The organism is Marinobacter sp. L-80 (genome assembly GCF_056859395.1).
Genome location: NZ_JBSXOI010000075.1, coordinates 39,447 through 65,999 on the forward strand (window position 1 = coordinate 39,447; position 26,553 = coordinate 65,999).

The 26,553-nt window shown below is 58.5% G+C and carries 28 protein-coding genes; 13 read left to right on the forward strand and 15 right to left on the reverse strand.

From position 1 onward, the window contains the following. Positions 1-7 precede the first annotated feature (7 nt). The 8 genes from AC13E3_RS17220 to AC13E3_RS17255 form a co-directional block, all read right to left on the reverse strand. On the reverse strand, positions 8-352 hold the full coding sequence (locus AC13E3_RS17220; protein ID WP_008175984.1) for a YdbL family probable chaperone protein: 345 nt from the start codon (positions 350-352) through the stop codon (positions 8-10). A gap of 29 nt (positions 353-381) precedes the next feature. Beyond that, positions 382-564, reverse strand: a complete 183-nt coding sequence (locus tag AC13E3_RS17225; protein ID WP_014576371.1) for a YnbE family lipoprotein — start codon at positions 562-564, stop codon at positions 382-384. Positions 565-602: 38 nt separating this feature from the next. Then, positions 603-2,030: an intermembrane phospholipid transport YdbH family protein gene (locus AC13E3_RS17230; protein WP_482902282.1), complete on the reverse strand. Its 1,428-nt coding sequence runs from the start codon at positions 2,028-2,030 to the stop codon at positions 603-605. Positions 2,031-2,053: 23 nt separating this feature from the next. Then, positions 2,054-3,622 (reverse strand): bifunctional GNAT family N-acetyltransferase/carbon-nitrogen hydrolase family protein, encoded by a 1,569-nt coding sequence (locus AC13E3_RS17235; RefSeq protein ID WP_008175992.1) that lies wholly within the window; start codon positions 3,620-3,622, stop codon positions 2,054-2,056. Between the two features lie 72 nt (positions 3,623-3,694). Then, the gene (thpR, locus tag AC13E3_RS17240) at positions 3,695-4,237 is read right to left on the reverse strand and encodes an RNA 2',3'-cyclic phosphodiesterase (protein WP_008175993.1); all 543 of its coding nucleotides are present in this window, start codon (positions 4,235-4,237) and stop codon (positions 3,695-3,697) included. Positions 4,238-4,241: 4 nt separating this feature from the next. Next, complete coding sequence (locus AC13E3_RS17245) at positions 4,242-5,000, reverse strand: SDR family oxidoreductase (RefSeq protein ID WP_482902283.1); 759 nt, start codon at positions 4,998-5,000, stop codon at positions 4,242-4,244. Positions 5,001-5,030: 30 nt separating this feature from the next. Continuing rightward, positions 5,031-5,723: an SDR family oxidoreductase gene (locus tag AC13E3_RS17250; protein ID WP_286803485.1), complete on the reverse strand. Its 693-nt coding sequence runs from the start codon at positions 5,721-5,723 to the stop codon at positions 5,031-5,033. 66 nt (positions 5,724-5,789) lie between these two features. Continuing rightward, positions 5,790-6,116 (reverse strand): putative signal transducing protein, encoded by a 327-nt coding sequence (locus tag AC13E3_RS17255; protein ID WP_264622635.1) that lies wholly within the window; start codon positions 6,114-6,116, stop codon positions 5,790-5,792. Between the two features lie 106 nt (positions 6,117-6,222). Between AC13E3_RS17255 and AC13E3_RS17260 the strand changes: the two genes are divergently transcribed. Continuing rightward, complete coding sequence (locus AC13E3_RS17260) at positions 6,223-7,293, forward strand: alpha/beta hydrolase (RefSeq protein WP_482902284.1); 1,071 nt, start codon at positions 6,223-6,225, stop codon at positions 7,291-7,293. Here the strand turns inward: AC13E3_RS17260 and arfB are convergent. Next, positions 7,290-7,703, reverse strand: coding sequence for an alternative ribosome rescue aminoacyl-tRNA hydrolase ArfB (arfB, locus tag AC13E3_RS17265; RefSeq protein ID WP_008175998.1), 414 nt, complete (start codon positions 7,701-7,703; stop codon positions 7,290-7,292). The two genes, AC13E3_RS17260 and arfB, sit on opposite strands and share 4 nt — an antisense overlap. Positions 7,704-7,775: 72 nt before the next feature. On the opposite strand from arfB, the gene AC13E3_RS17270 reads away from it, so the two are divergent. From AC13E3_RS17270 to AC13E3_RS17280, 3 genes are all read left to right on the forward strand, one after another. Then, complete coding sequence (locus tag AC13E3_RS17270) at positions 7,776-8,444, forward strand: SOS response-associated peptidase (RefSeq protein ID WP_008175999.1); 669 nt, start codon at positions 7,776-7,778, stop codon at positions 8,442-8,444. Positions 8,445-8,530: 86 nt separating this feature from the next. Continuing rightward, positions 8,531-9,100, forward strand: a complete 570-nt coding sequence (locus AC13E3_RS17275; protein WP_008176000.1) for a DJ-1/PfpI family protein — start codon at positions 8,531-8,533, stop codon at positions 9,098-9,100. Positions 9,101-9,150: 50 nt separating this feature from the next. Next, positions 9,151-9,531 (forward strand): ribbon-helix-helix domain-containing protein, encoded by a 381-nt coding sequence (locus AC13E3_RS17280; RefSeq protein WP_008176001.1) that lies wholly within the window; start codon positions 9,151-9,153, stop codon positions 9,529-9,531. Between the two features lie 14 nt (positions 9,532-9,545). Here the strand turns inward: AC13E3_RS17280 and AC13E3_RS17285 are convergent, their stop codons facing one another. Beyond that, positions 9,546-10,574, reverse strand: a complete 1,029-nt coding sequence (locus tag AC13E3_RS17285) for an Acg family FMN-binding oxidoreductase (RefSeq protein WP_008176002.1) — start codon at positions 10,572-10,574, stop codon at positions 9,546-9,548. 174 nt (positions 10,575-10,748) lie between these two features. Between AC13E3_RS17285 and AC13E3_RS17290 the strand changes: the two genes are divergently transcribed. Then, positions 10,749-11,249 carry a C40 family peptidase gene (locus AC13E3_RS17290; protein WP_008176003.1) on the forward strand — a complete coding sequence of 167 codons (501 nt, stop codon included), beginning with the start codon at positions 10,749-10,751 and terminating at the stop codon, positions 11,247-11,249. A 20-nt stretch (positions 11,250-11,269) separates the two neighbouring features. Here AC13E3_RS17290 and AC13E3_RS17295 read toward each other — a convergent pair whose 3' ends face one another. Further along, a complete protein-coding gene (locus AC13E3_RS17295) occupies positions 11,270-11,743 on the reverse strand; it encodes a DUF4442 domain-containing protein (RefSeq protein WP_062785436.1) in 474 nt (157 codons plus the stop codon). A 99-nt stretch (positions 11,744-11,842) separates the two neighbouring features. Beyond that, a complete protein-coding gene (locus AC13E3_RS17300; protein WP_482902285.1) occupies positions 11,843-12,448 on the reverse strand; it encodes a LysE/ArgO family amino acid transporter in 606 nt (201 codons plus the stop codon). A gap of 88 nt (positions 12,449-12,536) precedes the next feature. On the opposite strand from AC13E3_RS17300, the gene AC13E3_RS17305 reads away from it, so the two are divergent. From AC13E3_RS17305 to AC13E3_RS17315, 3 genes are read left to right on the forward strand one after another with little or no spacing between them, the layout of a single operon-like run. Next, positions 12,537-13,418 (forward strand): LysR family transcriptional regulator ArgP, encoded by an 882-nt coding sequence (locus AC13E3_RS17305; protein ID WP_053114686.1) that lies wholly within the window; start codon positions 12,537-12,539, stop codon positions 13,416-13,418. A gap of 21 nt (positions 13,419-13,439) precedes the next feature. After that, entirely contained in the window at positions 13,440-13,793 is a 354-nt protein-coding gene (locus AC13E3_RS17310; protein WP_008176007.1) for a gamma-glutamylcyclotransferase family protein, read from the forward strand. 37 nt (positions 13,794-13,830) lie between these two features. Beyond that, positions 13,831-14,250 (forward strand): DUF2721 domain-containing protein, encoded by a 420-nt coding sequence (locus AC13E3_RS17315; protein ID WP_008176008.1) that lies wholly within the window; start codon positions 13,831-13,833, stop codon positions 14,248-14,250. Here the strand turns inward: AC13E3_RS17315 and AC13E3_RS17320 are convergent. After that, complete coding sequence (locus AC13E3_RS17320; protein WP_482902286.1) at positions 14,241-14,831, reverse strand: CPBP family intramembrane glutamic endopeptidase; 591 nt, start codon at positions 14,829-14,831, stop codon at positions 14,241-14,243. The two genes, AC13E3_RS17315 and AC13E3_RS17320, sit on opposite strands and share 10 nt — an antisense overlap. A 30-nt stretch (positions 14,832-14,861) precedes the next feature. Then, on the reverse strand, positions 14,862-15,707 hold the full coding sequence (locus AC13E3_RS17325; RefSeq protein ID WP_014576353.1) for a crotonase/enoyl-CoA hydratase family protein: 846 nt from the start codon (positions 15,705-15,707) through the stop codon (positions 14,862-14,864). A 138-nt stretch (positions 15,708-15,845) separates the two neighbouring features. Between AC13E3_RS17325 and AC13E3_RS17330 the strand changes: the two genes are divergently transcribed. From AC13E3_RS17330 to AC13E3_RS17340, 3 genes are all read left to right on the forward strand, one after another. Beyond that, complete coding sequence (locus tag AC13E3_RS17330; RefSeq protein WP_482902287.1) at positions 15,846-16,817, forward strand: ribonuclease Z; 972 nt, start codon at positions 15,846-15,848, stop codon at positions 16,815-16,817. A 142-nt stretch (positions 16,818-16,959) separates the two neighbouring features. Continuing rightward, a complete protein-coding gene (locus AC13E3_RS17335; RefSeq protein WP_482902288.1) occupies positions 16,960-20,721 on the forward strand; it encodes a DUF1631 family protein in 3,762 nt (1,253 codons plus the stop codon). Between the two features lie 202 nt (positions 20,722-20,923). Beyond that, positions 20,924-21,130 carry a cold-shock protein gene (locus tag AC13E3_RS17340; RefSeq protein ID WP_008176018.1) on the forward strand — a complete coding sequence of 69 codons (207 nt, stop codon included), beginning with the start codon at positions 20,924-20,926 and terminating at the stop codon, positions 21,128-21,130. Between the two features lie 68 nt (positions 21,131-21,198). Here AC13E3_RS17340 and AC13E3_RS17345 read toward each other — a convergent pair whose 3' ends face one another. Beyond that, entirely contained in the window at positions 21,199-21,678 is a 480-nt protein-coding gene (locus tag AC13E3_RS17345) for an Lrp/AsnC family transcriptional regulator (protein WP_014576349.1), read from the reverse strand. A 157-nt stretch (positions 21,679-21,835) separates the two neighbouring features. On the opposite strand from AC13E3_RS17345, the gene AC13E3_RS17350 reads away from it, so the two are divergent. Both AC13E3_RS17350 and AC13E3_RS17355 read left to right on the forward strand, forming a co-directional pair. Continuing rightward, entirely contained in the window at positions 21,836-25,354 is a 3,519-nt protein-coding gene (locus AC13E3_RS17350) for an indolepyruvate ferredoxin oxidoreductase family protein (protein ID WP_482902289.1), read from the forward strand. After that, a complete protein-coding gene (locus AC13E3_RS17355) occupies positions 25,347-26,534 on the forward strand; it encodes an amino acid aminotransferase (protein ID WP_008176025.1) in 1,188 nt (395 codons plus the stop codon). Before AC13E3_RS17350 ends, AC13E3_RS17355 begins: the two co-directional genes overlap by 8 nt. Positions 26,535-26,553: the final 19 nt, after the last annotated feature.

A 26,553-nucleotide genomic window follows, 5' to 3' on the forward strand; every position in this document is an offset into this window, starting at 1 on the left:
CGCCGGGCTACTTTTTCACCCACTTACCGCCCATTTGCACATACTGGCCGGACGGAGTCTTCTCAATCGCCTTCTTGCCTGCAACCGTCTCCACCTGGGTTACCGGAATGTTGTGTTTTTCGGCAATGCGCTTGTACTCATCCCGACGGGCGCTGTTAATGGCTTCCACCACTTCCTTCGCCTGCCCTTCGGCGCGCACCACTTCCAGATAACCCGTCGGTGTTTCTCCAACCAGCCCCTGCTGCTTGACCGAGTCCAGTTTCTGTTTGGCTTCATCCAGCCCCATGGCAAGCACGGAGGCGCTGATACCGAACGCCAGAACCAGCGCAAACATCTGTATCAATCGTTTCATCTTCAACCCCTCAAACTTTCCGGACACAGTCAGAACAAGCCCTGTTCGCTGAACAGATCATCCACTTCCTTATCCACTTTCACGTAGATTTCGTGCTGGATTTTCACGTTCAGGTTGACCGTAATCGGCTCCTTTGGCGCCGCCATCTGCACTGTCGGCGTGCAGGCAGCCATCGCCAGAGGAAGCATCAGTATCATCAGTGTTCTTGCCATGGGCGACCTTTCAGGCCACCAGGGCCGCACGGGTTTTATCATGGTGCTTTCTCCTCACCGGATTCCTGCAGCAATTTCCGGACGCGCCTGGTAACAGCTTCATTGACCCTGCCACTCAACTGCAGACTGGTGAGCAGCGCGGGAATGTCTTCCTCAAGATTGACATTGAGTACCACCGGCTGCCCACCCCTCAGGTCCGGATTCTTACCTTCGAGGCGAAGGCCAAGGCTCAACTTACCCTGTTCATCGTAGTCTATCGTGCTGTTGAGGACTGAATAGTGAAAGTTTTGCAACGCCTGGACCACGATGCCCATGGCCTGGTTGCCACCGAGCATCGCCTGGAGCTTGTCCGCCGGCAACTGCAAACGGCCGCCAGGATCTATTGCGGAAATACTGCCTGCACTCACCTGCACCCCGTCGCCACTGATGCCCAGAGGAACTCGCCCTCGAAGCAACCCGCTTCCAGACAGTCCTTCGGCTGGATACACGGCCATCAGACGGCTGAGGGAGACGTCCTCAACCTCCACAGGGATGCGACCAGACCCACCGCCTAAATCGTACCTGGCAGGAGGCACTCTCAGGGTACCTTCGAGGAACCGGGCCCTGGCCTGCTGAACCTCCAGAGTGCCGGCCAGCAGTTCCGTGACCGGCGCGCTGTAATTCCCTGAAAAAAGAACCGAGGTGAGCCCTGATACCGCGGTCCGGTTAAATACCCCGCCAACATCCTGCAGTTCAACGCTGCCACTGGCTGCAAGTTCACCACCCTGGCCGGTCGAAACCTCCATCGACAACCGGGCATTGCCAGAATCCACTGTCAGCAGATCCGGCCATCCGACCAGGGTTTCTGCCAGGGCCTGAACGCCCTGTTTACCGTCGATAACAGAGTCGATGGCGACGGATACGCCGCCTTCGGGATTGAGCTGGATATCGAGATCAGCCGTAAAGCCGGACTCGGAAGCCAAGGTGCCCTGCACCCTGAGATCTGCCAGGCGGCCCTTTGCCCTTCCCTGAAAGTTCCACGTTTGCGGCAGTAATTGCGGATGTTCGACGCGCGCGGCATCGACCCTGATGTCGCCATCAATGGAAATGCGCTGCGCCCAGGGGCCATTTGCGCCATAGTCCAGGGTTACCGTTGTATTGCTGAGATCCGTGCGCAGGTTGTTGAGCGTCAGCGGCTGGTCTGCACCGACAAACGTGAGATGTTTGGTCAGAACAAGAGACGAAGGAGCAAAATCGATGGTTGCGACATCACCGTTGGCGGTCACAGAAGGCCGGACATCTGCACGGCTGCCTGTTACTTCCCATCCGCCGGACCGTATATCCGGCAATGCCATACCCACCGAGCTCTGTTCAATGGCAAAGGACCAGCCTGCAACCGCCAGGGGCCAGGCCACCAGAGCCATACCACCGGCCCAAAGAAGCCCGCGGCCGATGCGTTCAGGCTTTACAGACCCTCTACTGGGCAAAACGACGCTCCTGTCGGCTCGGTTTACTCACCACGCCAGGTCACGCTGTAAAGATCGTGCCGGCGGTCCTGAAGGTTTTTAACGGTACCACTGTTGCGGGCAGTGATCAGTACTTCCGGGCGCAGATCCGCAAAGGCAACCGTCTCCACGTTGGGCTCGGTGTCAGCGGCGATGCCATCCCGGGCGAAGGGAAAGTCGCAGGGCGTCAGGATGCAGCTCTGGCCATACTGGATTTCCATGTTCGGTACGTTCGGCAGGTTTCCGACGTTGCCGGACATCACCACGTAGACCTGATTCTCCACAGCTCTGGCCTGGCAACAATAGCGAACCCGCAGGTAGCTCTGCCGCTCATCGGTACAGAAAGGCACAAAGATGATATGCACGCCCTGGTCCACCAGGTGGCGGGTCAATTCCGGGAACTCCGCGTCGTAGCAGATCAGCACACCGATGGTGCCGCAGTCCGTCTCGATGGCGCTGACCCGGTTGCCGCCCTGAACGTTCCACCAGAACGCCTCGTTGGGCGTCGGATGAATCTTGGGCTGGCTGAACACCTGACCATCCCTGAGAAACACGTACGCCATGTTCCGGATGGTGCCGTCTTCCTCACGGACTGGCGTTGAGCCGGCGACAACATTGATGTTGTGGCGCAGAGCCAGATCCCGCATCAGTTCACGATAACGCTCTGCGTAATGGGTGACTGCGGCAAAGGTCTCGGCGGGGCTGCCCTTGCGGGCTTCGATGGAAAGCAGCTGCAGGGTGAACAGCTCGGGGAACACCACAAAGTCGCCCTTGTAGGTGGAAACAACATCGACAAAATAGCGGACAATCTCGCTGAATTCGTCGAACGATCCGACCGGGCGTTGCTGGTACTGAACCGTGCCTATGCGCACGGTATCGCGCATGCGTTGACCGTAGCGCTTCCGACGGCCGTTGTTCTCCGACTGGGGTACTTTCGGGTTACGCCAGACCAGATGAATACCATAGCCCATGGAATCGTGGTCGGCATCGAGATAATGCGGAATAATTCCGTGCACTTCGAAGCCCTGATGAAGCTGGAAGGAGAGCACCGGATCCTTCTGTTCCTTGCTTCGAATGGCCTCCACATATTCCTCGACGCTCGTGAACTTCTTCAGCCGCTGGCGCAGGCTCGGCAAACGGCCGGCAAACACCACTCCCTGCAGGTTCAGGGCCTGGCATAACTGCTTGCGCTCGTTGTAGAGCCGCTCCCCAATGCGGTAACCCCGGCATTCCGGATCAACACAGACTTCCATCCCGTACAACCAGTCCCCCTCCGGGTCATGCCGCGAGGCATAACCGTTACCGGTGATGGAGGTCCAGTCGTGGGCAGCGAGTGCGATCTCTTCCGCGATCCGGAACGTGGCGCAGTAGCCGACCACGGTGTCTCCGAGCATGGCAACAAACTGGCCGTCGGGAAAGGTATTGATCTGCCCAGTCAACGGCCCCTTGGTATAGCCGTACATGCCCGTGCCTTCATAAACCCGGCGACTGAGCTGGATGATGCCTGGGATATCTGCAAGCGTGGCATTGCGGACGTACAGACGCTGATCAGGATCGGAAAACGGGGGGCACATAGACACCTCAGGAAAGGCGTTGATTTCCCCTCATCTTTGGTGGGACGACAGGGATTCGTCAAGACAAATCGGCTATCCGGCGTTGCGCAGGGAGAAGCGATCGACCACTGAATACACGGAACCGGCCGGGCCAGGCTTGCTTTCGAAAAGCACAAATTCAGTCACCCGGAACTGGCCGAATCCATGGTCACCATATTCAACCAACAACGGTTCAACAGAACCCGGCTGGCGTTTGAAACGGGCCAGCGTAATGTGCGGGCGAAATGCCCGACGTTCAGCCACAAAGCCCAGACTCTCCAGTCGCCGCCCGAGAGTCTGGTGCAGCGCAGCCACCGGTGCCGCCGGCTGAACACCGGCCCATAGATTCTTCGGCCTTTCGGGCTGGCCGAAACAACCAACGCCGGCAACCTCAAGCGGGAAGGATTCCGAATCTATCTCACGGGCTGAACTGGCTACGGCTTCGAGACCTTCCCCGCTCACCTTCCCCAGAAACAGGAGGGTGATGTGCAATTGCTCAGCACTCTGCCATCTGGCGCCTGTCACCGGTGATCTGACCTTCAACAACCGGGCCTTGATTTCAGCCGGAAGCTCCAGCCCGAAAAAAAGCCGTGGCAACGCTCTATTCCTCGTAGATCATCTTGCGCACCATGCCGCCATCGGCCACAAAATTCTGGCCAGTGATAAACGAGGCCTCAGGCGAAATGAGGTAGGCCGCCAAGGAGGCAATATCCCCAGGTTGCCCTACCCTGCCCGCCGGGTGCTGCAGGTGGTCGTTTTCGGAAAGCGGTTCAACCGGCTCTGCGCCGCCCTGCCAGGCCCGGGTATCGATCCAGCCGGGACTGATGCAGTTAACGCGGACATCGGGCCCCAGGCTCACAGCAAGGGCATGAGTGAGTGCCACAATGCCACCCTTGGTAGCGGCGTATGCCTCGGTGTCCGGCTCGGACTGAAGCGCCCTTGTGGAGGCCATATTAACGATAGCGCCTTTCGTTTTTCGAAGGTGCGGCACCGCATGCTTGGTGACCAGGAACGGCCCGGTCAGGTTCACGTCCAGGCGGCGCTGCCACTGATCCAGGCTCAGTTCCTCAATCGGCCCCGTCTCGGGATTGGCGATTCCGGCATTATTGATAACGGCGTCCAGACGGCCGCCCCAGCGAAGGGCTTCGGCAACGATGCGCTCCACATCGGTTTCCGAAGCCACATCGCCGAGCAGAAAGTGCAGTGCATGATCTGCACCGGCGGCCAACCGCTCACCGACGGCACTGTCGGTGTCACAGAACGCCACCTTCCAGCCAGCAGCGGCCAGGTGAAGCACAATGCCCCGGCCCATGCCTTTGGCGCCGCCGGTCACCAATGCGACGCGATCGGTTTGACTCAAAACAACCTCCGTTACGACCGCCCCTACCGGTTACTCAACCTTGGGCGTGGGCCGGACAAGAATTTCATTTACATCGACATGTGCCGGCTGAGCCACGGCATACATGACCGCATTGGCAATGTCCTCCGGCTTCAATGCATGGCCAGGACGTTCATCAAAGAAGGGCGTGTCCACCATGCCCGGTTCGATCAGGGTAACGCGGATACCGGAGCCTCGAAGCTCCTCACGAACACCATAGCCAATGGCGGTTACCGCCCACTTGGTCGCACTGTACATGGAACCGGGAATGGTGGCACGGCCTGCCGCAGACCCGGTTAACAGCAAGTGGCCCTTGCTCTCTTTGAGCGCCGGCATGCAATGCTGGAGGGTCAGGCCCACCCCGTAGATATTGGTGAGGATCATATCCTTCCAGACGTCCGGGTCAGCGCCGCTGAATCCGCCCGGCTCACCACCGCGGCCGGCGTTGGCAAACACCGCATCAATGCGGCCAAAGGTTTTCAGGGCCTGGTCGACCATGTTTTTCTGGTCATCACCGCTCTGGACGTCGCACTGGACCGTCAACACCTTTTCCTCGCCACCCAGCTCCTGCTGCAGGCCTTTGAGTTTGTCTTCAGAGCGCGCGGCCAGAACCAGCCGATAGCCCTGTTTCGCGGCCGCTCGCGCTGTTTCCGCGCCGATGCCTGACGACGCGCCGGTAATCAGCATTACAGGTTGATCTGTCATAAGCTTTTTCTCCTGTTGCTTGGGAAGTGTGGGTAGGGCTACGCCCGGTGACCCCAGACCGATCAGTCAGTAGATCTGCAGCAGGATGAGAGCGACGATGGCCAGGGCCAACAGAAACCAGCGGGCGTAGTGGTCGGGGCGGTCCTCTTGGTCGCTGGCAGCCCGGCTGAGACTGCTGCCGGACGTCTGCTCATACTCGAACACCAGTTGCCGCGCCCGGTAGAGATCCTCATCATCGACATGCACGTTGCTGAAGCCCGCGGCACCAATATCACCCATGGCACCCTGAAGGTAATGACCTCCGACATGGGCCTCAATACCGTTGGCTTCCAACAGACCAGCCACAATGTGGGCTTCGGTTATGTCTCTGGCCCGATAGGCTATTTGCAACACGCGACTCCTTCTGTGACCGTTCCGGGCAGAACCGGGACAAATCTGCGAGTATCATTTGAAGGATAGTTCGACCTGCCCGGTGGGGCCAATAACATACGGATCGACCATGCTCTGGATTATTCTCGCCATCATCGTGTTCATCGTTGCCGCAACCCTGCTTCTGTTCCGGCTTGAGGATCTGTCTCATCTGGACCGGGATGATTACCCGATCAAAGACGCAACACCCAGCGAAGCCAACCGGGAGGTGCTGGGACGCATCCGCGAGCTTGGGCAATCTTCAAAAGGCCTGCGCGGTAAGGCGCGGCTGATGGCGCTCCGAAAACACATGGACGGGCTGAGTGAAGGCATTGAACTGGCCTCGGAGCTGCGCCATTGCGAGTCACCCCGTGGCGAATGGGTTCTCGCCCCGGGATGTGATACCCGCCGCCGCATCCTGTACATTCATGGTGGCGCCTGGGCCGCTGGCAGCCCCAGAAGCCATCGGGCCATTACCGACCGTTTATCGCAGATAACCAGAGCCGCAGTGTTCGCACTGGACTACCGTTTAATGCCGGAGAACCGGTTTATGGACGGTGTAAGGGATTGCCGCGAAGCCTATACATGGCTCCTGAAACACGGCCCTGATGGCGCCGAACCGGCTGATTTCATGGTGGTCGCCGGGGATTCTGCCGGCGGTAGCCATACTCTCGGGCTGATTGCGTGGATTCGTGACAATGGCCTGCGCCAGGCGGATGCTGCCATCGCGTTCTCACCATCCACCGATCTGACCCTGACCGCGCCGAGCAACCGCAACAACATCGGTACCGATCCACTGCTCGGGCCTGTGTTTGGTGGCCTGTCGAAAATCCCACTGCCGGTTATCTGGTGGGCCACACTGGCGGCATTCCGGGTCTCCCCGACCAGCCCTGTCGCCTCACCATTACGCGGGAATCTGAAGGACCTGCCCCCAACGCTCATACAGGCCAGCGACACCGAGATGCTGCTGGACAACGCCCGGCGTTACGCCGCGCGGGCAGAAGCGGCAGGTTCTCCGATTACCCTTCATACCTGGCCGGGAATGGTGCACGTATGGCAGATCTTTGTGCCCTTACTCCCGGAAGCGGAGGAGGCCTTCGATGACATCAGGGCTTTCCTGGAGCAGCTGGAGTCCCGGGGTAGCGAACAGGCTTCGGCCTAAACCTGGACCTTGCCCCGCAGGGCCTTGGTTTTACCTTTTTTGGTTTTCTTGTCCACACGCTTGCGCTGTGAGGACCGGGTCGGTTTGGTGGGACGTCGGGCCTTGCGGGGTTTGACGGCCTCCTGGATCAGCTCTTTCAGCCGCTCCAGCGCATCCTCCTTGTTTAACTCCAGGGTTCGGAAAGATTGCGCCTTGATGATCAGCACACCCTCTTTACTGATTCGCTGATCATTGAGCGACATCAGTCGCTCCTTGTAGAACGGTGGCAGAGAGGAGTGAGGAATATCGAAGCGCAGGTGCACCGCGGAGGCGACTTTATTCACGTTCTGGCCGCCGGCACCCTGGGCCCGGATCTGGGTGATTTCGATTTCCCAGTCAGCAAGTTCAACAGCGTTGGATAGTTTCAGCATCTGCTAAGGTTAACAGAATCCAGAACCGTGGGCTTTCAGCACCGGGATTTGTGTGAGGAACAACCAGTTATCATGTGCGGACGATTCACCTTCTATACCCCACCGGACACCCTGATCCTCGAGTTTTTTCCCGAGGGCATGGAGGTGGACGGGCATTTTGACCCCGGCTACAACATCCCTCCCGGCACAGGTATTCCAATGATCCGGATGAGCATGAACGGCAGCCTGATCATGGCTCACTCCCACTGGGGCTTCCGGCCGGCCTGGGCGGATCAGAAAGCGCCGGCTCCGATCAATGCCCGCGCAGAAACAGCAGCCACATCAAAATACTTCCGGGACGCCTTTGCCCATCACCGTTGCCTGATACCGGCCAATGGCTGGTACGAATGGCAACAAACGGAACATGGGAAAGAACCTCACTACATAACGCCAGCGAATTCCGGGAAGTATCCGGCGATTTTCTTCGCCGGCCTCTGGACCCCGAGAGAAGGCGACGAGACCACCGCCTGCGCCATCATCACCGAACCGGCCAGCGAACACCTGAAGCATATCCATGAACGTCAGCCCGTGGTGCTTGATCCGGCCTGCCTGAGGGACTGGCTGAATCCGGAAATCACCGACCGGACACAATTGCGAGCAGTGACCCATCGCCTGGATCCTGAACAGCTGAAAGCCATTCCCGTTTCGCCGGAGGTGAATAATCCGAGGCATAACTCGCCGGACCTGATCCGGGAAGCCTGAGGCCTGTAGTAATCCTCTAATACCCGCTTCTTCACCGACGCTGATACTGTTTCCAGACTTGGCACGACAATCACAAGGAGACAGCCATGAGCGGGAAGAAGATTCTGATGATTACGGGTGACTTCACCGAAGATTACGAAACCATGGTGCCGTTCCAGGCACTGCAGGCCGTCGGGCACACGGTTCACGCTGTCTGCCCCGACAAGAAAGCCGGCGACACGGTTGCCACCGCCATCCATGATTTCGAGGGTGACCAGACCTACACCGAAAAACCGGGGCACCGGTTCGCCCTGAACGCGGATTTTGACGGGCTGGACCCCGCGAACTACGACGCATTGGTGGTGCCCGGCGGTCGCGCTCCTGAGTACCTGCGGCTTAACAAGGATGTACAGAATCTGGTTCGCCATTTTTTCGAGACTGACAAGCCAGTGGCAGCGATTTGCCATGGTGCCCAGCTGTTGGCCGCAGCCGGGGTTCTGGAGGGGCGCAAATGCTCGGCCTATCCTGCCTGCCAGCCGGAGGTGGAACTGGCCGGCGGCACGTTCGCCGGTATCGAGGTTGATCAGGCGGTCACCGATGCTAATCTGGTAACAGCGCCTGCGTGGCCCGCTCATCCGGCCTGGCTGGCGCAGTTTTTCAAGCTGCTGGATCAGTAATGCAAACGGGGCCGGCCCACCGGCCCCGCCACGCTCTCAGGGAGGCCCGCATGTGCAAGCTCTTTATCAACGCCGATCCGGAGCTTTGGGTCAGCCGGACCCACTCCCTGCGAATCGATGGCATGGTGACCAGTGTGCGAATGGAAAACGCCTTCTGGCAGGCACTGGCCGATCTGGCCGAACGGGATGGCATGAACCTGCCCCAGATGATCACACGGCTTTACCACGAATCCATTGATGCCGGCCACGACCTCGGTAACTTCACGTCCTTCCTTCGGGTGTGTGCGCTCCGCTATCTGGAGCTCCAGCTGAGCGGCGACGTTCCCCGGGATACCCGGGTTCCGATTGCCTCGCTGGATGCAGACCGCATTCTTGCCAGCAAATCCGGTGAGCCGGCAACACCGGAGGTGGTAACCAAGGCCAGGCACTGATAAGAGGAGGTCAGTCAGCGCTGGCGTCCCTGACCCGCCTGTTTTGCCTTGATATCCCGGGTGTCTGCGGTTTCCACAACCTCCTGAAGATTCCGCCTCGGAGCCGCCGGCAAATCTGTCGCCGGGTAACCCAACCTGAGCAGAATCTGCGGGAAACCCGAACGCCCAAGGAGGTGCTGAAGTTTCGGGCGAAGCACGGCGACCTGAATGGGCTGGTTCAGATAGGAAGCCTGCAGCCCCTGCCCCAGGGACCGGAGCAAAACCCGCTCCAGCGCCTGCCCGGCCTTCAGCCAGTCTTCTACGCCATCCCCGGCCGTTCCCAACGCAGCAATCACGGGTGATTCATCCGCCAGTTGACGGTCCTTGGCGCCAACGCCGTTGCCCATATCAAATGTGCGCACCACCAATTGGGCCACGGGCGCAACCATGCCGGGAACCGTCAAACCGTCTCCCTTGCGGCGGGGATGCATCCAGGCAGCCAACTCCCGTCGCCAACTCGGGTTGGACCATTGGGCAGCGTCGCCCTCCGCCACCAGCTCGGCCACCTGATGACGCGCATGCTCCGATTCCAGAACCTGGAACCATGCTCCTTCGGTCTCCGCCGACTCTTCAAGGATGCCCAGCACCTCGGAAGGCACCTGCTTTGACTCAAACCGCTTGCGATAGGTGCGTCGCCTGGCAATCGCCCGGAACAGTTCCGTTTGACGGCCCTCCTCCCCGGATACCGGTGTGAACGAGACGGTCGCCAGCAGATCCTCGTCGCCCGGGTCCGGCAAAAGCTGGCATTCGGTATTGAATCCTGCATGAGCGGCGGCAATCCGAAGATTAAACAGGGCACACCCGCAGCTGATGGTCAGTTCCCGGTCGTCGGGGTCGTTGACCGGCAATGCCCGTAACCGGTCCGCAAACAGGGAAATCCCGGTTTCGCCGAGTTCAAATCGCCAGGGCTGGGTGTTGTGGCTTGATGGCGCCAATGTTGCGCTCTCGAGGATGGCCGCCAGGGTGTCTCGCGGTATGGGGGTGTTGCGTGTTCCTTCGCTCATTGCAGCTCTCCCGAATGGTCTCGTGACAGACTATTCCTGCGTGAAAGGAAAAGATAGCCGGTGATGCCCGGCGACTTAGTGGAGCCGCATCAACAAAATCTCACGCTCCGTAACCTGACATTCCCGGGCGCGACAATTAAAGTGAAGACAGTGAAAACTTGCACAGGGTCTGAGATGCGTTATTCCTTCAGAAACATCTTATTTCTGGCATTCGTGGCGCTTGCGCTCGGCGGTTGCGCCAGTAGCGGAAAGCTGCAGCCGGGTTCTACGCCTGGACTACAGACCGTTCCTGTCGAGGCATCCAGTTCGGAAAAGGCCCAAAAACTCTGGCAGGTGTTCGAGCGTTACCGGGGCACCCCCTATGAATACGGTGGCACCTCCGGCAATGGCTTCGATTGCTCAGGATTCATTCTTACCGCCTACCAGGAAGGTCTGGGCAAACAATTGCCCAGGACAACGACCCAAATGCTTGCCAGTGGTGACGTGGTTCATCCCGGCGAGATTCGACCGGGCGATGTGGTGTTCTTCCGGATTGGCGGAAAGGAACAACACGCCGGTATCTACATGGGCGGGGACCGCTTTATCCACGCATCAACATCGGCCGGCGTAATCCAGTCCTCGATCAGCGGCTACTACTGGAAAGGCCGCCTGACCGAAGCGAGACGCTTTGACTGAGCCAGGCTGAATAGCCCGCTTCAACGCTTTTTCCGGCGCACATAGAGTACTTTGTGGACGCGCGCGACGAGCTCACCGGATTCATCAACAATATCCACGTCCCACTCTGGCAGCATTTTGTCTCCGTTTGCCGTTGCGGCGCGGATCTCTTCAACACGCTCATCGGTCAATTCAAAGCGTGCCATCACCTTGCCCTTGCCGGGACGGATAAAATCAATACTCGCCGATTTATCCCACACGATGTAGTCATTGCCCAGCCGTCGCATCAGCAGCAGCATGTACATGGGATCAACCATGCTGTAGAGCGAGCCGCCAAAGTGCGTGCCCACGTAATTGGTGTTGTACCAGTGCTGGCCCATCTCCACCCGGGCCGAGCTGAAATCCTCAGCAATGTGGGTCACCCGGATTCCAGCACCGATATAGGGAGCAAACGTGGAAAGAACACGGCGCATGGCCCCGGCACTGGCAAGCCAGCGACGTAGAGTGGCGTTCATCAAACATCCTCGATGGTATAAATGACTGCAAATTCAGTAGCACGCTATCTTCCAACCCGACGCGCGCCGATGCAAGAAATTCATACGATCGTTTGAATATTAAAGACCACTGAACGTGAGATGCAGGGCGATGGCGGCCATCATGATTCCAATGACACCATCGATAATCCGCCAGGCCAGCGGCCGGGAGAGAATGGGCGCCAGCGCCGAGCCGCCCCAGGCAAGCAGGCCGAACCAGAGAATCGAGGCACTGCTCGCACCGGCCACAAAGGTGGTCGCGTCCTCTTGCTGGGCTCCGATGGCAGGAATCAACAGCAGCGTATCCAGATAAACCTGAGGGTTGAGCAGAGTGACTGCCAGGGTCGTGAACACCACGGCTTTAAGGCTTCGTTTGGTTACCTCACCCGCTTCAAGAGCCGCTCTGCCGCGGCTGGCGCGAACGAAGGACTGAATCGCAAGCCAGCCAAGGAAGGCCACACCCAGCCACCGGAGAATCTCCAGGGCATCAGGCATGGCCATCAGGGCAGCACTGATGCCGAACATGCCCAGGGTAAACAGGGTGATATCGGCCACTATGCACAGCCCGGCTGACCACCAATGATGTTCCCGGCGTATTGCCTGGCTCAACAGGTAGGCGTTCTGCGCTCCGATCGCCACGATAATGCCGCCACACACAATCAGACCGGTCAGGTAACTCTCAAGCACGTGAATCTCTCCTTAATGAATGGCGCAAGGTTACCGCTTCCCAGCTATACTTGAAATTCATACTAATAATGCTGCATCAGTTTTACTTATGATTGACTACAAATTGCTGGAAGCCCTGGCGACGGTCATTGAGTGCGGAGGGTTCGAACGTGCCGGCCTGGCGCTCGGGCTGAGCCAGTCGGCCATTTCCCAGCGAATTCGCACCCTTGAAATCCGGCTCGGACAACCGGTTCTGGTGCGAAGCCCGGCACTCAAGGCCACACCGGCCGGACAGCGTCTGCTCAACCACGTTCAGCAGGTGCAATTGCTGGAGCGCGACCTGACCAAGTCCATCCCGGCACTCTCGGAACCCACAGCAAGACTGCGCATCGCGCTGAATGCCGACAGCCTGGCCACCTGGTGGGCGGCCGCGGTAGGCAACTTCTGTGCGGAGGAGACCCTGCTGCTGGATCTTGTGGTCGAGGACCAGGACATTGGCCTTCGCAGGATGCGGGAAGGGGATGTGGCTGCCTGCCTGTGCAGCAGCCCCCAGCCTGTTGCCGGTGCCCGCTGCGTGCCCATTGGCACCATGACCTACATGCCACTGGCAACTCCGGACTATGTGCGCCGATACTTCGGGAAAGGCCTGAGCGAAACCAGCCTGAAGAATGCCCCGGCCATTGTTTTCGGGCCGAATGACCAGCTGCAACACCGGTTCCTGGCCCAGTGCGGCTATCACGGCACCTTCCCCCACCACCTTTGCCCATCCTCGGAAGGTTTTGTAAAACTGGCGCTGGCCGGCATGGGGTATGGCATGATTCCGGAAATGCAGGCCCGCCCGGAAATATCTGCCGGGCGCCTGGTGAGCATCGCGCCTGAACAAACCCTGGAAGTGCAGCTATACTGGCACTTCTGGCGCCATGGCGGCGGCGTGATGGACCGCCTGACCAACGCCTTGCGGTCTGCGGCCACGTTGAATTCAAACGTGTAAACAGGGGGAGCAACGATCAGAATGAAGCACCTTGTGGCGGTTTACGGCACGTTGAAACGTGGCCGGAACAACAGCCATATTCTGCGAGGCGCCCGTTTTGTCGGGACAGACTGGATGCCCGAACTGAGCCTGTATCACCTGGGCCCCTACCCGGGTGCCATAGAGGAACCTTCCCCGGGCGTCCGCGTGGAAGTCTATGCGGTTACCGATACGATGCTGAAAACACTGGACGAACTGGAAGACTTCTTTCCTGAACGCCCGCAAAGCAGCCTGTATATCCGCCAGACCATGGACACTCGCCACGGGTCTGCCTGGGTGTACATTTACAATCGGCCGGTTAAAACGATCCAGCGGCTGCGCTCCGGGAGCTGGTAGACCATAGCCCACACACCTTCACCATAAGGACACCAGATTGGACCTGACAACGCCTGCCCTGCTCTTCCCGGCGATTTCACTGCTGTTGCTGGCCTTCACCAACCGGTTTCTGGTGTTGGCGCAGCTGATCCGCCAACTCAAGCAGATGGACACCGAGGAAGACCACGCCCTGATTGCCCGACAGATCGGAATGCTGCGCAAACGGATTGTGCTGACCAAACGCATGCAGGCGTTCGGCGTACTCAGTTTCTTCCTGTGTACGGTTTCCATGTTCCTGCTTTTCCTGGGTGCCGATCTGCCAGGGGTGATCGCGTTTGGCGCCAGCCTGGTACTGCTGTCTTTCTCGCTGCTGTACTCGCTGTACGAAATCCAGATCTCAACCAATGCCATCAATGTCGAGCTGGCCAGCTTTGAGGCCCGCAAGAGTGCCGGCCGGGAAGATGTCGACTATTCGTGAGGCCTGTTTGCGCCGGAATTCACGACCCGGACACCAAACCAGCGCGGAAACCGGAGCAGACAAAACAGGGCAATCATGTCGTAAAGGGCGTGCCAGACCATGACCAGAGCAAGGCTTTCGGATAACAGGTAGGCCGCCCCCAGAACCATGCCAAGGCCGGTAGCCACCAGAAAATAGGTAAATGAGACATAGTGCACCAGACCGAACAACACCGATGCCGCAAGCACGGCCGTTACAGGGTCCGTCTTTGTCATCAGCCAGCCCTGGATTGCGCCCCTGAATAACAGTTCCTCACCGACTCCGGCCAGGAGGGATAGCAGAATGAGCACAGCCGGGGAGTAGCTGGAGGCAAAGTCATACAAACCCTGCATCTGCCGCTCGAGGTTCTCCGGGAACAAGCCGGGCACCCGCGTAAGCAACAGCAAAACGGCGTAGGTAAGAGCGGCTCCAACCGTCCCCAGGATGATACTGGGCCACAGGCCTGGCCCAACATGCAGCACCGGAATTCCGAATAGCAGTATCGCCACTAATCCGATAACGCCAATGGCGCCCTGGAATAACAGAGCGGCACTGGAGGACATACCCGAGTTTCGTCGTTTACCCAACGCCATTTACTGGTCGAACAAGGGCTTCACTGGAAACAGCGCGTCGTATTTTGGCGCCTGCTTCTGGGCTTTGGCCTGGAACGATTTCATCATGTCCGTCGGGCGGAACATGCCGGCCTGCCAGGTGGCCATATACTTGAGGCTGTCTTCCACACTGTGGTCGCGACTGTAATTAAGCATTTCCTTGCAGCCAGTGACGGCCAGAGGAGAGTTCGCCGCAATCTGGCCGGCAATGGCCATAACGCCTGCCAGCATGGATTCCTGGTCGGCGTAAACGGCGTTCACGAAGCCCAGATTCTGCGCTTCAGTGGCGGAGAATTTTCGGCCGGTGTAGGCCAATTCACGAACCACGCCCTCGGGCATCAGTTTGGGCAGGCGCTGGAGCGTGCCGACGTCGGCGGTCATGCCCAGCTCGGTTTCCTTGATGGTGAAGTAGGCATCTTCCGTGCAATAACGGCTATCGGCGGCACACACCAGATCCAGAGCGCCACCGATACAGCCACCGTGGATGGCTGCCAGCACGGGAAGCCGGATTTTTTCCAGAGAGGTGAGAGTATCCTGCAACTGCAGCACAACTCTGCGAAGGTTTTCCGCCATGCGCCCGGGGTCACCGTTCATGGGCACGGCTTTGGGATCGCTGAATACACCCAGATCCATGCCCGCAGAGAAGTGTTTGCCGGTGGAGGAAATGACGATCACGCGGGCATCGGTGTTGGCCTCAATATCCTGCATGCACCGGGGCAACTCGAGCCAGAACGCCTTGTTCATGGTGTTCAGGGCCTCCGGACGACTGAACTGAACGTGGGCGATGTAGTCTTTAACCTCAATCGAAAAACTCTCGTAACTGGACAACTCAGACAAGACAGCACTCCTTATATAAATGTCGCTAACCGGCTCATTAGCGGTCGCCCCGGCTAATGTATCGTCAATTCTGCTACCTTCGTATTATGGCGAACAGAGAGACGACACGTTAACCCGAAAAGGCCTGGTATGGAATTCACCTTCCTCGGCACGTCAGCCGGAACGCCGACAAAATCGCGCAACGTTACCGGTCTGGCGCTGAGCCACGGCGGACCAAAACACTGGTACCTGATTGACTGCGGTGAAGGCACCCAGCACCAGTTGCTGAGAACCCATCATTCCGTGATGCAGCTGCAGGCAATATTTATCACCCACATCCATGGCGACCATACGTTCGGGCTGCCGGGACTGCTGACCAGCGCCTCCATGCTCGGCCGCAACGCTCCTTTGTACCTGGTTGCGCCAAGACCGGTAAAAACCTTCATAGAGGCCGCCATCGGTAATAGTGACTCCAGCCTGAGTTTTGAATTGAGATTTGTCGATTCCGAAGCAGAGAACTTCCACTGGGAAGACGACTCCCTGTCGGTAACTGCAGTCCCCCTGTCCCATCGTGTCTCCTGCAGGGCCTTTGTGTTCACGGAAAAGAATCTGGAACGCCAGCTGGTCCGGGACAGGCTCGAAGCGGATGGTATTGAGGCCGGTCCCGCCTGGGGCCGCCTGCAACAGGGCGACGACGTGGTACTGGAAGATGGGCGCCTCGCCCGTTGTGATGATTACACCCGAATTGCCAGAAAACCTCGCAAGGTTATCGTAGCCGGCGACAACGACCAGCCCGACCTGCTTCTGGCAGCGTGCACGGGTGTTCAGGTGGTCATCCACGAAGCGACCTACACCCAGGAGGTCTCTGACCGGGTCGGACCCTGGCCGCAGCACAGCTCCGCTGCCCAGGTAGCCCGCTTCGCCGAGGCCGCAGGCGTTCCCAATCTCGTCCTTACCCACTTCAGTTCCCGTTACCAGTTCAATCCGGATGCTTATCCGCACATTGGTGAGATCGAATCCGAAGCCAAAGGTATTTATCGGGGAAACCTTTATCTGGCAAAGGATTTTGCCTGTTATGAGCTCAACAGGGATCTGATGCTGAAGCCCATCGAGCGTCTATAATACAGGCGTGGATTAAACGAGCCGCCCAGGCTTATATGTGTCGCTTTTATAGATTCACTTTGCGTTTGCTGAAGTTCAAATTAAACTGAACCCACAATAAATTGAACAACGATTCATTTTTCACTGCTCAGGAAGGCGGTCAATGACCCGGCTCAACGCAAAACACTCCAGACTCAGCAAGGATGCGGTTGTCGTCGCGCCCGGCCTCATTCCCTGTGGCTGTGTCATTGACAGCGTGGCTCTGGGTAAAGAAGGGCTGCGCCTCACCCTGAAGCACTTTTCGTCGCCCGCGGTACTCGACCAGCTGTCATCGTCTGCCGCTGCACAGACCGATCTTCATGTTTTCCTCGATAATGACCATGAAAAACAGCATATCTATTACAGAGGCACGGTTCAGGTTGGCCGCAGTAGCGGCATTTCGCTGGACATAGCTGGGAACACCGAGGAACTCAGCAACGACATTGAGCGTTTGTTACAGCACACTGGAACGAATCGGCTCGAAGCCGCGACTCCGGATCCTTCACTGAAACAGCTCTACCACCAGCATTGCCGTCGGCTTCTGGAACAGTTGCTTCCGGAATTTATGGAAGGCACCTTCGAGGGCATTGAAGCCGACCTGGAAGAGGCTGCAGAGCTGCGTGAGATTACCCGGCTCAAGGACATGCGCTTCATTTTCCAGAGTCGCCAGCAACGAATGCTCCAGGATTTCCAGGCCCAGTTCCAGGCCAATCAGGCAACCCTTGAGCCCGCCGCCGAGTCCCGGGCCGGCAACAAGGAGTTGCACCTGCTGCAACAGCACGAGTTCGAGGACTGGCTGGACCTGCAGGCCATCGCCACCCGCGTAAACAAAGCAAATACCGGGGCCAACTTCCTGCTCAACCAGTTTCTTAACCAGATTTTCCGACAGGACGTCAACGATGACAACAATCCTCTGACGCCTCGGGCCCTGTGCGTCTGCCTGCAGTATATGGTCGATCATCTGGGCATTACGCGGGAGCACCGCCTGACCATCTACCGCGCCTGGGAAAATGCTCTGGTCCGGGTCTGGCCCGCGGCCATCCGGTCCCTGATCAATGACTGCCGACGAGCTGGTCTTGAGGCCATAGATATCACCGAGCTACCCGCAAACTGGTCACTCCGCGACCGGGAGCACGCAACGGACGACGCGGGTTCAGCGACGGCAGCCACAGAAGACTCATCCGAAGAAACTCCGGAAACCAATCACGCCAGGCCCGAGGCGTCCGGGTCGCCTTCGGTCGGTCGTTCCCTTTTTCAATTGATGGCCCTGGAGTCAAACCCCTCGTCTGAAGTTGCAGACTGGGAGGAGCCCAATCCAAGGCTTTCGGAAAACCTCCGCTCCCGGCGCCGGGAACTCCTGGACCGGTTGCACGGCGACGAGCCCGATATGGCGGGACTGCTTCGGGAACTGGCCAACTCGGACTCCGAACTGGCCAGCTCCCTGGATCACACGGCCGTTGAGAAGGCCAACCTGGTGGACCGACTGTTCGAGCCTCTGAAAACCCACGATGAACTCTCGGGCTCGCTTCGCCACCAACTGCAAAAGCTTCGACTACCCGTATTCGAAACGCTGGTTGAAACACCGGATTTTCTGAATGCCGGCGACCACCCGGCCCGGGATATCATCAATAACCTGATGCACATCTGTCTTGCCGAGAGAGCCTCAAGCAAGAAGCTGGAAGCAACGGTTGCCGATATCGTCGAGGAGCTGACAGAGATCGAGGTATCGGATCCGGACCTGATGGGAAGCCTGGGTGAACGCCTGAAACAGCTTGTCGAGCGTCAGGACCAATCGTTTCTCCGCAACTCGGAACGGCTGGCAAAAACCCTGGAGGGCAAGGAGCGCCTGCGCCTTACCCGCAAGGAGGCAAGGCAGAGGCTGAACTCGCTCTTGAGCAACAGACAGGTTCCGAAGATTCTGATCCGCATTCTTCAGGCGGGCTGGGAGCAGTTGATCGTCCTGACCATGCTGAGAGAAGGTCCGGAAAGCCGGCATTGTGAGGAACTGTTTGATGTGGTTGCACAGCTCCAGGCCTGGCTTTCGCCTGCCGACACCTCCGAAGAGCTGGCATTTGAACGGGAGCTGGAGAGCAGCGTCATGCTGCAGTTCATCGAGCGGGAGCTGAAAACCGCCGGGGAAGTCTCGCGCGTAAGGCCGGTTATTGACGAGCTATCCGGAATTCTCGAGGGCAACGGGGAAGCAGAAACCACATGGGTTGATGAGTACGGTGACGCCGATGAAGCGCCAGCCCCGCTGCCACCGGAGCTTGAAGACAGTCGTTGGGCCTCAAGGGCAAAGGAGATTTCCGTAGGCGACTGGGTTGAGGTTCGTCTGGATACCGGCGAGACCCGCCGGTTGCGGCTGGTGTGGGGCAGCGAGGATTCACTCAGGTTTGTTTTTCTTTCGCCCAAAGGCATGAGCGAGGTCAGTTACGGATTTCCCGAGTTTGTGCAGAAACTCGCTGAAGGCGAAGCCTGGCTGGTTGAGAGCGGAGACGTCCCATTCCTCGACCAAAGCCTGTTCAGCATCGTTGAAGATGTTTACCGGAAGCTCAATTTTCAGGCAACCCACGATGCCCTGACGGGGTGTATGCACCGCCATGACTTCGAGAAACAGGTTTCTCAGCTGATCAGCATCCTGCCGTCATCTGCTGAAGACCATGCCGCCGCCCTGATGGTTCTGGATATAGACGAGTTCAGTGTCATCAACGCCTCCTATGGCGCGGACGCCGGCGACGCCCTGTTGAGGCATGTCGCCGACACACTCCGTAAGCAGAGCGAATCCCGATTCGCGGAGTCCCACGTTGGCCGGATCAGCGGCAATGAGTTTGCGGTGCTCATCAATAACATCAGTACAGAAGACTGCCTGGATTTTGCAGAGTCCCTGCGGCGCAACTTCGAGCAACATGTGTTCCGGCATGGGCAGGCGGAATATCGGGCAACCGTCAGCATCAGTATCCGGCCGGTAACCGGGGCGGGACAGTCACCTGGCGACCTTCTCAATCTTGCGAGCCTCTCGCTTAAAGCAGCCAAGAAGCTGGGCGGGAACCGGATTGAACTGGCCAGGGAAAACCGGGACCAGTCCCGGCTCGGCACCCCCCAATGGGTCACCGAAATAGACCGGACCATCCGTGATGGCAGCCTCTACCTTCGGGCCCAGCCCATCGTTGCCCTTGAACCGGAAGACGGCGAAGGCACGATGTATGAACTCTTGCTCGGCCTGAAAGACAGTGCTGGTAAGGAGATCTCGCCCCAGGGCTATATCGAGGCGGCCGAACAATTCAAACGCAGTACGCGGGTTGATTTGTGGGTCATTTCCGAGGTGCTGACATGGATGCGTAATAATCCCGAGGCGCTCGCCAGGATTGCCACTCTGAACGTTAACCTGTCAGGCTCGTCGTTGAGCGATGACAGCTTCATGCTCGGCCTGGAATCCAATCTCAGGGCGAATCCGGAGCTGGCCCACAAGCTCTGCTTTGAAGTAACCGAGACCTCTGCCGTCGCCAACCTCCATTTTGCCTCGGATTTCATGCGCGAGATGAAGCGGCTGAACTGCCGGTTCGCACTGGATGATTTCGGCACCGGCCTGTCTTCCTATGCGTACCTCCAGAAACTGCCAGTGGACTTCGTGAAAATTGACGGCATATTTGTAAAGGACATGGCGACCAACCTCACGAACTACGCCATGGTGAGGTCGATCAACGAGCTCTGTCATTTTCTGGATCTTCAGACCATCGCCGAATATGTGGAAGACATGGAAATCATGGACACCCTGAAAGAGATCCAGGTGGACTACGCCCAGGGCTTCGCCATTGCCAAGCCGCGCAGGCTGGACAGCCTTGGAACCGCGAATTCCACTACCCCGGTTTATGCCTACAAGAAATAGCTTTGCTTTTCCCCCTGGCAGGAGTACAGTGGGCCTCGTTGGAAAGATTTAGCAAAGCATTTCATCAATAAGACCGCTCAGCTGTAATAAGTAGCACGTCCTGTTTTTGATCACGCCAGTTTTTTGTTTCCGCATACCGCCGATCAGCCATCAACAAGATGACGTGACGGCACATTAAATGATTGAAATCAGGAAGAATACTATGTCTACAGTTACCGGCAACGTTAAGTTTTTCAACGAAGCAAAAGGTTTTGGCTTTATCACTCGCGAAAGCGGCCCGGACGTTTTTGTTCACTACAGCGCTATTCAGGGCGGCGGTTTCAAGACTCTGGCTGAAGGCCAGCAGGTCGAGTTCACCGTTACCCAGGGCCAGAAAGGTCCTCAGGCGGAAAACGTTGTCGCTCTGTAAATAACAGACGACACGTTCAGAAAAAGGCAGCTTCGGCTGCCTTTTTTCGTTGTTGCTACCTGCCGAAACTACAGAATACCTTCCACCGGGATCGTCTCGGTATTTTTTATCTCCCGCAACGCAAAGTTCGAATTCACCTGGGCAATGCCCTGCAGGGTAAAGATTTTTTCGTTCAGGAACCTGTCGTAACTGGCCATATCCGGCACGATTACCCTGAGCACGAAATCGGCATTACCGGTCACCGCAAAGCACTGAAGCACCTCCGGATAACTGCTCACCTGCTGCTCAATCTCCGCCGTGCTGTCGATGTTGTGCCGCTGCAGTGACAGATTGACGAGCACGCACAGCCCCTGACCAATGCGTTCCGGATCCACTCTTGCGCTGTATCCCTGAATCACACCGCTTTCCTCAAGTGTGCGCACCCGGCGCCAGCAAGCAGCCGGTGACAAACCCACCTGTTCGGCCAGTAACTGGTTACTGATGCGCCCATCCTGCTGCAGCACCGATAGGATTTTCCGATCCAGCTTGTCCAGCTCCACCTGTTTCATTTGGTAACACCTGATTTTTATCAAAGGTTCTTTCTCTTTATTGTCTTTTATCAAACATTCTTTCGCAAATCCTGAAAACCTCCTTCCAATAAGCAAGCACCTTTTGCGGACTTACCTCTAGAATTTTGATCATAAAATCGACAAAAAGGAGGGCGCCATGTCCGCCGATACCCCACAACTCGACGATTACAAACTCGAAGACCGCTACCTGCGGGAATCCGGTCGGGTGTTCCTGACCGGCACACAGGCCCTGGTCCGAATTCCGTTGATGCAGGCTGCCCTGGATCGCAAGCAAGGCCTGAATACCGCCGGCCTGGTCAGTGGCTACCGTGGTTCCCCCCTCGGTGCGGTCGACCAGGCACTCTGGCAGGCGAAAGACCTGCTGGACGAGAACCGGATCGATTTTGTTCCCGCCATCAACGAGGATCTTGCCGCGACGATCATGCTGGGTACCCAGCAAGTAGAAACCGATGAAGACCGTCAGGTAGAGGGCGTATTCGGCCTCTGGTATGGCAAGGGCCCGGGCGTGGACCGAGCCGGCGACGCCCTGAAACATGGCACCACTTACGGATCCTCCCCCCATGGCGGTGTGCTGGTGGTAGCGGGCGACGACCATGGCTGCGTGTCATCGTCCATGCCCCACCAGTCCGATGTGGCATTCATGAGCTTCTTCATGCCCACCATCAACCCGGCCAACATCGCGGAATACCTGGAATTCGGTCTCTGGGGTTATGCCCTTTCCCGCTACAGTGGCTGCTGGGTCGGCTTCAAGGCCATATCGGAAACCGTGGAAAGCGCGGCTTCTGTGGAAATTCCGCCAACACCGGATTTTGTCACTCCGGACGATTTCACCGCGCCGGAAAGCGGCCTGCATTACCGCTGGCCGGACCTGCCGGGGCCGCAACTGGAAACCCGTATCGAGCACAAGCTCGCGGCTGTTCAGGCCTTTGCCCGGGCTAACCGCATTGACCGGTGCCTGTTCGAAAACAAGGAAGCCCGCTTTGGTATTGTCACCACCGGCAAGGGTCACCTGGATCTGCTTGAAGCCCTGGACCTGTTGGGCATCGATGAAGACCAGGCCCGGGACATGGGGCTGGATATCTACAAGGTGGGCATGGTCTGGCCCCTGGAGCGTCGCGGCATCCTGGACTTCGTTCACGGCAAGGAAGAAGTGCTGGTGATCGAGGAAAAGCGCGGCATTATCGAGAGCCAGATCAAGGAGTATATGTCCGAGCCGGACCGTCCTGGCGAGGTTCTGATTACCGGCAAACAGGATGAGCTGGGCCGACCGCTCATCCCCTATGTCGGCGAGTTGAGCCCGAAACTGGTTGCCGGCTTCCTGGCGGCCCGTCTTGGTCGCTTCTTCGAGGTGGACTTCAGTGAGCGTATGGCTGAAATCAGTGCCATGACCACGGCTCAGGATCCGGGTGGCGTCAAGCGTATGCCCTATTTCTGCTCTGGCTGCCCCCACAACACCTCCACCAAGGTCCCTGAGGGCAGCAAGGCCCTGGCCGGCATTGGCTGCCACTTCATGGCGTCCTGGATGGGCCGGAACACGGAATCCCTCATCCAGATGGGTGGCGAAGGGGTCAACTGGATTGGCAAGAGCCGCTATACCGGCAACCCACACGTGTTCCAGAACCTGGGTGAAGGCACCTATTTCCACTCCGGTTCCATGGCTATCCGTCAGGCGGTGGCTGCCGGCATCAACATTACCTACAAGATCCTGTTCAACGACGCCGTGGCCATGACCGGCGGTCAGCCGGTGGACGGCCAGATCACCGTCGACAGGATTGCCCAGCAAATGGCCGCAGAAGGGGTGAATCGGGTTGTTGTGCTCAGTGATGAGCCCGAGAAATACGATGGCCATCATGACCTGTTCCCCAAGGATGTCACCTTCCACGATCGGTCCGAGCTCGACCAGGTGCAGCGCGAATTGCGTGACATCCCTGGTTGTACCGTGCTGATCTACGACCAGACCTGTGCCGCCGAGAAGCGCCGCCGGCGCAAGCGCAAGCAGTTCCCGGATCCGGCAAAGCGGGCCTTTATCAACCACCATGTCTGCGAAGGCTGTGGCGACTGCTCGGTGCAGTCCAACTGTCTCTCGGTGGTGCCGCGCAAGACCGAACTGGGCCGCAAGCGCAAGATTGACCAGTCCTCGTGCAACAAGGACTTCTCCTGCGTTAACGGTTTCTGTCCCAGCTTCGTGACCATTGAAGGCGGTCAGTTGCGCAAATCCCGGGGCGTTGACACCGGCTCCGTACTCACCCGCAAGCTGGCTGACATTCCAGCTCCCAAATTGCCGGAAATGACCGGCTCCTACGATCTGCTCGTGGGCGGTGTTGGCGGTACGGGCGTGGTAACTGTCGGCCAGCTGATCACCATGGCAGCCCATCTGGAGTCGCGCGGTGCCTCGGTACTGGATTTCATGGGCTTCGCCCAAAAAGGCGGCACGGTGCTGAGCTACGTTCGTATGGCACCGTCTCCGGACAAGCTCCATCAGGTACGGATCAGCAATGGCCAGGCCGATGCGGTCATCGCCTGTGATCTGGTGGTGGCGTCTTCCCAGAAGGCCCTGAGCGTTCTCCGGCCCAACCACACCCGGATTGTCGCCAACGAAGCGGAACTGCCTACCGCAGATTACGTACTCTACCGCGACGCCGACATGAAGGCCGACAAGCGCCTTGGCCTGCTGAAGAACGCAGTTGGCGAAGATCATTTCGATCAGCTTGACGCCAACGGCATCGCCGAGAAACTGATGGGCGACACCGTTTTCTCCAACGTGATGATGCTCGGCTTTGCCTGGCAGAAGGGCCTGCTGCCGCTCTCAGAAGCGGCACTGATGAAGGCGATTGAGCTCAATGGCGTGGCCATCGACCGGAACAAGGAAGCCTTCGGCTGGGGCCGACTGGCGGCCGTGGAACCCAGCGCAGTCACGGATCTGCTGGACGACAACAACGCCCAGGTTGTGGAGGTCAAACCCGAGCCAACCCTGGACGAACTGATCAACATTCGCCACAAGCATTTGGTCAACTATCAGAACCAGCGTTGGGCTGACCAATACCGTGACACTGTTGCCGGAGTCCGCAAGGCCGAGGAAGCCCTCGGCGAAACCAATCTTCTGCTGACCCGTGCAGTGGCACAGCAGCTGTATCGGTTCATGGCCTACAAGGACGAGTACGAAGTGGCCCGGCTGTTTGCTGAAACCGACTTTATGAAAGAGGTTAATGAAACCTTCGAGGGAGACTTCAAGGTTCACTTCCACCTGGCCCCACCCCTGCTTAGCGGCGAGACCGATGCTCAGGGTCGCCCGAAAAAGCGTCGGTTTGGCCCCTGGATGTTCCGGGCCTTCCGACTGCTGGCCAGGCTTCGCGGCCTGCGTGGAACCGCGGTGGACCCATTCAGCTACTCCGCAGACCGCAAGCTGGACCGCGCCTTGCTGAAGGACTACCAGAACCTGGTTGCGCGAATCGGCCGTGAACTCAACGCCAGCAACTACGAGACCTTCCTGCAGCTTGCCGAGCTGCCCGCTGATGTCCGGGGCTACGGCCCGGTCAGGGAACAGGCGGCAGAGAGCATCCGTGAAAAGCAGACACAGTTGACCAAGGCGCTGGACACCGGTCGCCCGACCCTGATCCGAACCCAACAGGCCGACGAGGAGGCAAACCATGTTTGAAACACTCCAGCCCCTGCCTCAGGATCCGATCCTGCAGCTGATGCAGACCTTCCGTGAGGACAATCGTCCGGACAAGGTGGATCTGGGCATTGGTGTCTACAAGGACGATGCCGGCAATACGCCCATCATGGCCGCCGTGCATGAAGCCGAGCGTCGCCTTCTTGAGGGCGAAACCACCAAGAGCTACGTGGGCCCTGCCGGTTCCACCGGCTTCAACAGCGCCATGGCGGAGCTGATCCTGGGCAGCAACAGCCCACTGGTCCGCGACGGTCGCGTATCGGTCATCCAGACACCGGGCGGCTGCGGCGCCCTGCGTATGGCGGCCGAGTTTCTGCGTCTGTGCAAAGCCGATACAAAAGTCTGGGTCAGCACGCCCACCTGGGCCAACCACTTGCCGTTGCTCGGTGGCGCCGGCCTGACTATTCGCGAATATCCGTACCTCAATCCAGAGACCCTGCAGGTAGACTTCGGCGCCATGCTGGAAACCCTGGAACGGGCGGATGCGGGCGACGTGGTGTTGCTGCACGGGTGCTGCCACAACCCCTCGGGCGCGGACCTGAGCCTGGCCCAGTGGCAGGAAGTGACCAGCCTGATCCAGCGCAAAGGCCTACTGCCCTTCGTGGACATGGCCTATCAGGGCCTTGGCGAAGGCCTGGACGCGGATGCAGCTGGTCTGAGGCACCTGGCCAGTGCGGTACCTGAAATGCTGATCGCAGGCTCGTGCTCCAAGAACTTTGGCCTCTACCGGGAGCGCACCGGCGCCCTCGCCCTGGTTTCGGAAACCGCAACCGTGAATGCCGCCGCCACAAGCCAGCTGCTGAGCGTCATCCGGTCGCATTACTCAATGCCACCGGCCCACGGCGCCTCAATAGTGGAGACCATCCTTGGCGATGACGACCTGCGAGCCCAGTGGCAACAGGAGCTAAACGGTATGTGTGAGCGCATCCTGCATCTGCGCCACGCTTTTGCCGGCGCGCTTTCATCGTTCGGCGACTTCGAATTCATCGCCCGTCAGCGAGGCATGTTCTCGTTCCTCGGAATCAGTCCGGAGCAGGTGGGCCGGTTACGGAAGGAACACGGCATCTACATGCTGGAAAGCAGCCGCGTAAACGTTGCCGGTTTGAACGACCACGTCTTGCCACAAGTCGCTTCCGCCCTGCGCGAGGTGCTCGGCAAGTAAATACTTTTTCGACAACAAC

What these genes read in the sequence shown, in the direction of transcription:
- AC13E3_RS17220 (WP_008175984.1), bottom strand. Translation starts at nt 352, where the DNA reads ATGAAACGATTGATACAGATGTTTGCGCTGGTTCTGGCGTTCGGTATC.
- AC13E3_RS17225 (WP_014576371.1), bottom strand. Translation starts at nt 564, where the DNA reads ATGGCAAGAACACTGATGATACTGATGCTTCCTCTGGCGATGGCTGCC.
- AC13E3_RS17235 (WP_008175992.1), bottom strand. Translation starts at nt 3,622, where the DNA reads ATGTGCCCCCCGTTTTCCGATCCTGATCAGCGTCTGTACGTCCGCAAT.
- AC13E3_RS17250 (WP_286803485.1), bottom strand. Translation starts at nt 5,723, where the DNA reads ATGACAGATCAACCTGTAATGCTGATTACCGGCGCGTCGTCAGGCATC.
- AC13E3_RS17260 (WP_482902284.1), top strand. Translation starts at nt 6,223, where the DNA reads ATGCTCTGGATTATTCTCGCCATCATCGTGTTCATCGTTGCCGCAACC.
- arfB (WP_008175998.1), bottom strand. Translation starts at nt 7,703, where the DNA reads ATGCTGAAACTATCCAACGCTGTTGAACTTGCTGACTGGGAAATCGAA.
- AC13E3_RS17270 (WP_008175999.1), top strand. Translation starts at nt 7,776, where the DNA reads ATGTGCGGACGATTCACCTTCTATACCCCACCGGACACCCTGATCCTC.
- AC13E3_RS17275 (WP_008176000.1), top strand. Translation starts at nt 8,531, where the DNA reads ATGAGCGGGAAGAAGATTCTGATGATTACGGGTGACTTCACCGAAGAT.
- AC13E3_RS17280 (WP_008176001.1), top strand. Translation starts at nt 9,151, where the DNA reads ATGTGCAAGCTCTTTATCAACGCCGATCCGGAGCTTTGGGTCAGCCGG.
- AC13E3_RS17285 (WP_008176002.1), bottom strand. Translation starts at nt 10,574, where the DNA reads ATGAGCGAAGGAACACGCAACACCCCCATACCGCGAGACACCCTGGCG.
- AC13E3_RS17290 (WP_008176003.1), top strand. Translation starts at nt 10,749, where the DNA reads ATGCGTTATTCCTTCAGAAACATCTTATTTCTGGCATTCGTGGCGCTT.
- AC13E3_RS17295 (WP_062785436.1), bottom strand. Translation starts at nt 11,743, where the DNA reads ATGAACGCCACTCTACGTCGCTGGCTTGCCAGTGCCGGGGCCATGCGC.
- AC13E3_RS17305 (WP_053114686.1), top strand. Translation starts at nt 12,537, where the DNA reads ATGATTGACTACAAATTGCTGGAAGCCCTGGCGACGGTCATTGAGTGC.
- AC13E3_RS17310 (WP_008176007.1), top strand. Translation starts at nt 13,440, where the DNA reads ATGAAGCACCTTGTGGCGGTTTACGGCACGTTGAAACGTGGCCGGAAC.
- AC13E3_RS17320 (WP_482902286.1), bottom strand. Translation starts at nt 14,831, where the DNA reads ATGTCCTCCAGTGCCGCTCTGTTATTCCAGGGCGCCATTGGCGTTATC.
- AC13E3_RS17330 (WP_482902287.1), top strand. Translation starts at nt 15,846, where the DNA reads ATGGAATTCACCTTCCTCGGCACGTCAGCCGGAACGCCGACAAAATCG.
- AC13E3_RS17335 (WP_482902288.1), top strand. Translation starts at nt 16,960, where the DNA reads ATGACCCGGCTCAACGCAAAACACTCCAGACTCAGCAAGGATGCGGTT.
- AC13E3_RS17340 (WP_008176018.1), top strand. Translation starts at nt 20,924, where the DNA reads ATGTCTACAGTTACCGGCAACGTTAAGTTTTTCAACGAAGCAAAAGGT.
- AC13E3_RS17345 (WP_014576349.1), bottom strand. Translation starts at nt 21,678, where the DNA reads ATGAAACAGGTGGAGCTGGACAAGCTGGATCGGAAAATCCTATCGGTG.
- AC13E3_RS17350 (WP_482902289.1), top strand. Translation starts at nt 21,836, where the DNA reads ATGTCCGCCGATACCCCACAACTCGACGATTACAAACTCGAAGACCGC.
- AC13E3_RS17355 (WP_008176025.1), top strand. Translation starts at nt 25,347, where the DNA reads ATGTTTGAAACACTCCAGCCCCTGCCTCAGGATCCGATCCTGCAGCTG.